The following is a 6,439-nucleotide window of genomic DNA, read 5'->3' as shown; positions in this document are numbered from 1 at the left end:
GCCCGCGACCGCGAGGCCTACACCCGCCAGATCGAGCGCCTGTGCCCGCCGCAGAGCACCTGCTTCCTCAACTTCCACACCAACAGCAGCGGCGCACCGCTGGCGGTGCCGCTGCCCGATGCCATCGCGCAGGAATCCACCGCCGTGTTCCGCCGCTCGGTCAAGCAGGGCGGCGAGTACTTCCGCTGGAGCTGCCGCATGGGCATGGACGCGGCGAACTGTTTTTGACCGGCGCGGCCGCTCAGTACGGGCCGCGCGGGGCAGCGGGCGCCGGGCCCAGGTCGAACTCGCTGGCCAGGCGGCGCGTGGCCTGCGCCAGCAAAATGGTGTCGATGCCCACGGCCACGAAGCTTGCGCCCAGCGACAGGTAGTGGCGCGCCAGCGTGGTGTCGCCGGTGAGCGTGCCGGCTGCCTTGCCGCTGGCGGTGATGCGGCGAATGGCGTCGTCGATCGCGGCTTGCACCTGCGGGTGGCCGGGCTGGCCGCGGTGGCCCATGGAGGCCGCCAGGTCGGCCGGCCCGATGAACACGCCGTGCACGCCGTCCACCGCGCAGATCTCGTCCAGGTTGCGCAGCGCGGTGGCCGTTTCAACCTGCACCAGCAGGCACACCTCGTCGTTGGCCTCGTCCAGGTAGCCGGTGCGGGCGCCCCAGCGCGAGGCCCGGGCCACCGCCGCCCCCACGCCCCGCACGCCTTCGGGTGGGTAGCGGGTGGCAGCCACCAGCGCACGCGCCTGCTCGGCGGTGTCGACCATGGGCACCAGCAGGGTCTGCACGCCGATGTCCAGCATCTGCTTGATCAGCGCCGTCTCCCCTTGCACCACGCGCACCACCGAGTGGCTGCAATAGGGCGCGACCGCTTGCAACTGCGCCAGCGTGCTGCGCACGTCGTTGGGCGCATGTTCGCCGTCGATCAGGCACCAGTTGAAGCCGGCGCTGGCGCACAGCTCGGCCGTGTAGGCCTGCGCCAGCGACAGCCACAGGCCGATCTGCGGTCGGCCCTGCTGCAGGGCCTGCTTGAAGGTATTCATGCCAATCCTCCCTGGCACACGTACTTGATGTGCTGGTAGTCGTCCAACCCGTGCACCGAGCCTTCGCGGCCGTAGCCCGAATGCTTGACGCCGCCGAAAGGCGCTGCTTCTGCGGCGAGCGCGCCTTCGTTGATGCCGACGATGCCGGTCTCCAGGGCATCGGCCACGCGCCAGATGCGCTGGGCATTCTGCGTGTAGAAGTAGGCTGCCAGGCCATAGGGCGTGGCGTTGGCTTCGGCCACGACGGCGGCTTCGTCGGTGAAGCGGGTGACGGGCACCACCGGGCCGAAGGTTTCTTCGCAGGCGCAGGCCATGTCGGGCGTGGCGCCCACCAGCACCGTGGGCGCATACCAGTGGCCGCTGCTGCCGCCCACCTGGAGCCGCCGCCCGCCCACCACCACCTGGGCACCGCGGGCCACCGCGTCCTGCACATGGCGCTCGATCTTGTCGACTGCCCGTGCGTTGATCATCGGCCCGATCTGCGACGAAGGGTCGGCGGCGGGGCCCACGCGCAGGGCCCCCACGCGCGCGGCCAGCCGCTCGACGAAGCGGTCGTGCACGGCGTCGTGCACATAGACGCGGTTGGGGCAGACGCAGGTCTGCCCCCCATTGCGGAACTTGGCCTGCATCAGGCCTTCCACCGCGGCGTCCAGGTCGGCGTCGTCGAACACGATGAACGGCGCATTGCCGCCCAGTTCCAGCGACAGCTTCTTCAGCGTGTCGGCCGAGCGGCGCGCCAGGTGCATGCCCACCGGCGTGCTGCCGGTGAAGCTGAGCTTGCGCACCCGGTCGTCGTCCAGCCAGGCGTCCACCACCTCGGGCGTGCGCTCTCGCGAAGCCGTGACCACGTTGAGCACGCCGGCCGGCAGCCCGGCCTGCTGGGCCAGCGCGGCCAGCGCCAGCGCGGTCAGCGGCGTGTCCTCCGCCGGCTTGGCCACCACCGTGCAGCCGGCGGCCAGCGCCGGGGCGATCTTGCGGGCAATCATCGCGGCCGGAAAGTTCCAGGGCGTGATGACGGCGACCACGCCCACAGGCTCACGCAGCGCCATCAGACGCCTGCCGCGAACTGGTGAAGGGATGACCTCGCCATTGGCGCGGGTGGCCTGCTCGGCGAACCATTCGATGTAGCTGGCCGCATAGGCCACTTCGCCCTGGCCCTCGGCCAGCGGCTTGCCCTGTTCGCGCGAGATGAGCCGGCCCAGGTCATCCTGGTGGGCCATCACCAGGTTGTGCCAACGCTTGAGCAGCGCGGCGCGTTGCCGGGCCGGCACCTGGCGCCAGCCGGCAAAGGCCGCATGGGCGGCGTCGGCGGCGGCCCGGGCATCGGCCGCACGGCCGTCGGGCACGTGGGCGACGAGGCTGCCGTCGGCAGGATCGGTCACCTCGTGGGTCGGCTCGCCGCACCAGCGGCCGTCGATCAGGTGGCTGCTGCGCAGCAGTTCAGTGTGATGCAGTACCAGTGTCATGGTGGGTGTGGTCAGCTCGTGATGCCCAGGTGCCAGGGCACGAATTCATGGTCGCCCAGGCCCAGGGCTTCGCTCTTGGATTTCTCGCCGGAGGCGGTGCGCAGCAAGTGCTGGAAGATGCGCTCGCCCATCTGCGCCACGCTCAGCTCGCCGTCGATCACCAGGCCGCAGTTGATGTCCATGTCTTCTTGCAGCCGCTGGTACATGGGCGTGTTGCTGGCCAGCTTGACCGTTGGCGCCGGCTTGCTGCCGAACATGCTGCCGCGGCCGGTGGTAAAGCAGATGAGGTTGGCGCCGCTGGCGATCTGGCCGGTCACGGCCACCGGGTCGTAGCCCGGCGAGTCCATGAACACGAAGCCGGCCTGGTCGATCGGCTCGGCATAGCGGTACACCGCCATCAGCGGCGTGGTGCCGCCTTTCATCGCCGAGCCCAGGCTTTTTTCGATGATGTTGGCCAAGCCGCCGGCCTGGTTGCCCGCGCCCACCACGCCGTTGAACTGCGCGTTGTGGCCACGGGTGTACTGCTCCCACCAGGCCAGGCGGTCCAGCAGCTTCTGGCCCACGTCGGGGCTGATGGCACGGCGCGTCAGCATGAACTCCACGCCGTGGATCTCGGGCGTTTCGCTGAGGATGGCAGTGCCGCCATGGCGCACCAGGATGTCCATCGCCGCGCCCAGCGCCGGGTTGGCGCTGATGCCCGAGAAACCGTCGGAGCCGCCGCATTCCAGGCCGATCTTGAGGTGCGCGGCGCTCACCGGCTGGCGGCGCACCGCATTGGCCAGCGGCAGCATCTCCTCGATGGCAGCGATGCCAGCGGCGATGGTGGCGCGGGTGCCGCCGGTGTCCTGCATGACGAAGCTGCGCATCAGCGGTCCGAGCTGCAGCCCCTGCGCAGCCACCAGGTCGGCCACCTGGTTGCGTTCGCAGCCCAGCCCCACCAGCAGCGCGCCACCCAGGTTGGCGTGCGTGGCATAGCCCGCGATCGTGCGGCGCAGCAGGTCGAAGTGCTCGCTCGGGCTGGACATGCCGCAGCCGCTGGTCTGCGCAAAGGCCACCACGCCGTCCACGTGCGGGTAGGCGGCCAGCCGCTCGGGCGTGAAGTGCGCGGCGATCTGCTTGATGACGGTGGCCGAGCAGTTGACCGAGCTGATCAGCCCCACGTAGTTGCGGGTGCCCACGCGGCCGTCGGGTCGCACGTAGCCCATGAAGGTGGCGCGGTCGCGCTCGGGCAGCAGGGCCACGGGCTTGACGTCCAGGCCGAAGCCAGGGTCGCGATGGTCGTCCACCATCACCAGGTTGTGCCCGTGCACATGCTCGCCCGCTTCGATGTCGCGCGCGGCGGCACCGATCACCACGTTGTACTTGCGCACCCGCTCACCGGCGGCGATGGGCCGCGCCGCGATCTTGTGGCCGGCGGGCAGCTGCGCGCGGGTGCGCAGCCCGAATTCGGGCAGCTCCTGGCCCAGCGCCAGCGGCTGGCGCACCACCAGCACGTTGTCGTCGGGGTGCAGCCGGATGAGGGGCGAAGCTCCGTTCACGATGCTCAACCCTTGGCCAGCAGCTCGCGCAGCTTGAGTCGCTCGATCAGCTGGGTGTCCTTCTGGTAGACGTGGGCCACGTACTTCTCGTAGTCGGGCGCGTCCAGGTACATCAGCGGCGCGTCGATGCGGCTGCAGGCAGCGGCGAAGTCGGGGCTGGCAGCCGCCACCTTGAAGGCTTCGCGCAGCCGCTTGTGCACCGCCGGATCGAGCCCGCGGGGCGCGCCCACGCCGTTGGGCGCATCCACCACCAGGTCGTAGCCGCTGTCCTTGAGCGTCGGCACGTCCGGGAAGTCGTGGGTGCGCTTGTCGCCCCAGGTGGCCAGCAGCCGCAGCTTGCCCGAGGTGACGTGCGGCGCCCAGGAGCTGGAGTCGGCCAGCGCGTCGATCTGGCCGCCCAGCAGGTCCTGCAGCGCAGGCGCGCCACCCTTGTAGGGGATGTGATTGAGCTGGATGCCGGCCACCAGCGCAAATTCCTCCATGCCCACGTGCGTGGCACCGCCGATGCCAGCGCTGCCGTAGGTGAGCTTGCCCGGCGCCGCCTTGGCCGCGGCCACGAAGTCCTTCAGCGTGGTCCAGGGCGAGTCGGCGCGCACTGCGATGCCGAAGGTCTGGCCCGAGGTGCGGGCGATGAAGCTGAGGTCCTTCAGCGGGTCCAGCTGCACCGTGCCCAGCTGCGCAAAGCGCGTGACAGAGATCGGGATCTGGCCGATGGTGTAGCCATCGGGCCTGGCGGTGGCCAGGGCCTTCAGGCCCAGCATGCCCGAGGCGCCGGCCTTGTTTTCGACCACCACCGTCTGGCCCAGCGACCGGGCGGCAACGCCGCACAGTGCACGCATGGTCATGTCGGCGGTGCCGCCGGCCGGCCAGGGGCAGATGAAGGTGATGGGCCGATCGGGCCAGCTGTTGGCGCGGGCCAGGGCGGGCAGGCCCGTGGCGGCCAGCCCCAGGGAGCCCAGGACCAGGCGGCGTCGTTGGATGCGCATGCTTGTCTCCTTCGTTGGTCTGAGCGGATTCTTGCGAGTCTGACCATCACCAACCAATGAAGAAGTGGACAGGCTACATTCCTTTTTCTTCATGTATCAGGGATCCCCCGCATGAGCGACATCGACCGTGTGCTGCGCTCCAACCTCAAGCTCAAGCACCTGCAACTGGTGGTGGCGCTGGACCAGTTCCGGCACCTGGGCCGTGCCGCCGAGTTCCTCTCGCTCACGCAGCCCGCGGTCAGCAAGTCGCTGGTCGAGATCGAGCGCATGTTCGGCCTGCCGCTGTTCGTGCGCTCCACACGCGGCACCGAGCCCACGGCCTACGGCGAGAAGGTGGCGCGCTTTGCGCGCTCGGTGCTGGCCGACTACGCCCGCACGCGCGAGGACATCGCGGCCATCGGCAGCGGCGGCGCCGGCCACATCCGCGTGGGCGCAATGGTGGTGGCCACGCCCAGCCTGGTGGCACCCGCAGTGGCACGGCTCAAGGCCGAGTCGCCGCGCTGTGTGGTGTCCATCGAAGAGGGAGACCTGTCGCGGCTGCTGCCGCGGCTGCGGGTGGCCGAGCTGGACTTCATCGTCGGCCGGCTGGAGCCGGGCTATGCCGCGCCCGACCTCGAGACCGAAGCGCTGTACACCGAATCGATGGCCGTCGTGGTGGCACCGGACCATGCGCTGGCCAGCGTGCGCCAGCCCGCCTGGGCGCTGCTGGCGCAGCACCCGTGGGTGGTGCCGCCGGCCTGGGCCTCATCGCGCATCAAGCTCGACCAGATGTTCTACAAGCACCGGCTCGACCCGCCAGGCGACATCATCGAGTCGGCTTCGTTCCTGATGACGCTGACCTTCCTGCAGCAGCGGCACTGCGTGGCCTTCGTGGCCAGCGAGGTGGCACGCCATCTGGCGCAGCAAGGCCTGGCCGTGACCTTGCCGGTGGCGGTGCCGATCGAGCTGCCGCCGGTGGGCTTGCTGCGTCTGCGCACCGGCTTGCGCACGCCGGCCGGCGACCGGCTTCTGGACTTGCTGCGGCAAGTGGCGGCCGAACGTGTGCCGCACGCCGCCGCCAAGCGCAGCCGGCGGCGCTTGGCGTGACGCCTCGGCGGCAGACCCCATTCACTTCCAGGCGAAGGTGGGCTGCTCGAAGTGCGACACCCGGGTCGGCAGCCCGCGCAAGCACACCTCGCGGAACTGGTACAGCACCGCCGCGGTGGGCGCGGCGATCCAGCTGCTGCCTACCGGCATGCGCAGCACCGGGTGCACGCTGGAGTCCACGGTCTCCAGCAGCGGCGCGTCGGGCCGCAGGAACTCGCTCACCGGGATGCGGTGGATGCTGTCCACCTCACCCGGGTTGGCCACCAGCAGTTTCGCCGGCCCGGCCCACACCACCACCGGTGTGATGACGAAGCCCGAGCGGGTGCTGAAGTC

Annotated in this window: 6 protein-coding genes and 1 pseudogene; 2 read left to right on the top strand and 5 right to left on the bottom strand. The window is 70.2% G+C overall.

The annotated features are described in order from the left end of the window. Positions 1–228 (top strand): hypothetical protein (locus tag ABNT58_RS00400; protein ID WP_348751539.1); only part of this gene is annotated, 228 nt, incomplete at its 5' end. Positions 229–241: 13 nt separating this feature from the next. Here ABNT58_RS00400 and hpaI read toward each other — a convergent pair. Genes hpaI through ABNT58_RS00380 form a run of 4 tightly spaced genes read right to left on the bottom strand, consistent with a single transcriptional unit; the run spans position 242 to position 5,020 of the window. Next, positions 242–1,030, bottom strand: a complete 789-nt coding sequence (gene hpaI / locus ABNT58_RS00395; protein WP_348751538.1) for a 4-hydroxy-2-oxoheptanedioate aldolase — start codon at positions 1,028–1,030, stop codon at positions 242–244. Beyond that, positions 1,027–2,496, bottom strand: a complete 1,470-nt coding sequence (locus ABNT58_RS00390; RefSeq protein ID WP_348751537.1) for an NAD-dependent succinate-semialdehyde dehydrogenase — start codon at positions 2,494–2,496, stop codon at positions 1,027–1,029. Before ABNT58_RS00390 ends, hpaI begins: the two co-directional genes overlap by 4 nt. Positions 2,497–2,507: 11 nt before the next feature. Beyond that, entirely contained in the window at positions 2,508–4,034 is a 1,527-nt protein-coding gene (locus tag ABNT58_RS00385) for an altronate dehydratase family protein (protein WP_348751536.1), read from the bottom strand. Positions 4,035–4,039: 5 nt separating this feature from the next. Next, entirely contained in the window at positions 4,040–5,020 is a 981-nt protein-coding gene (locus ABNT58_RS00380; protein WP_348751535.1) for a tripartite tricarboxylate transporter substrate binding protein, read from the bottom strand. Between the two features lie 111 nt (positions 5,021–5,131). On the opposite strand from ABNT58_RS00380, the gene ABNT58_RS00375 reads away from it, so the two are divergent. Then, positions 5,132–6,106 carry a LysR substrate-binding domain-containing protein gene (locus ABNT58_RS00375; RefSeq protein ID WP_348751534.1) on the top strand — a complete coding sequence of 325 codons (975 nt, stop codon included), beginning with the start codon at positions 5,132–5,134 and terminating at the stop codon, positions 6,104–6,106. A 21-nt stretch (positions 6,107–6,127) separates the two neighbouring features. Here ABNT58_RS00375 and ABNT58_RS00370 read toward each other — a convergent pair. Next, positions 6,128–6,439 (bottom strand): annotated as a pseudogene (locus tag ABNT58_RS00370) (CoA pyrophosphatase); the annotation flags it as partial.

The organism is uncultured Aquincola sp., from assembly GCF_964001545.1.
In the GTDB taxonomy this organism is placed as follows: Bacteria; Pseudomonadota; Gammaproteobacteria; order Burkholderiales; family Burkholderiaceae_C; genus Aquincola.
The sequence above is the reverse complement of the archived record's forward strand: the minus strand, read 5'-3'. Positions and strand labels throughout refer to the sequence as shown.

What these genes read in the sequence shown, in the direction of transcription:
- hpaI (WP_348751538.1), bottom strand. Translation starts at nt 1,030, where the DNA reads ATGAATACCTTCAAGCAGGCCCTGCAGCAGGGCCGACCGCAGATCGGC.
- ABNT58_RS00390 (WP_348751537.1), bottom strand. Translation starts at nt 2,496, where the DNA reads ATGACACTGGTACTGCATCACACTGAACTGCTGCGCAGCAGCCACCTG.
- ABNT58_RS00380 (WP_348751535.1), bottom strand. Translation starts at nt 5,020, where the DNA reads ATGCGCATCCAACGACGCCGCCTGGTCCTGGGCTCCCTGGGGCTGGCC.
- ABNT58_RS00375 (WP_348751534.1), top strand. Translation starts at nt 5,132, where the DNA reads ATGAGCGACATCGACCGTGTGCTGCGCTCCAACCTCAAGCTCAAGCAC.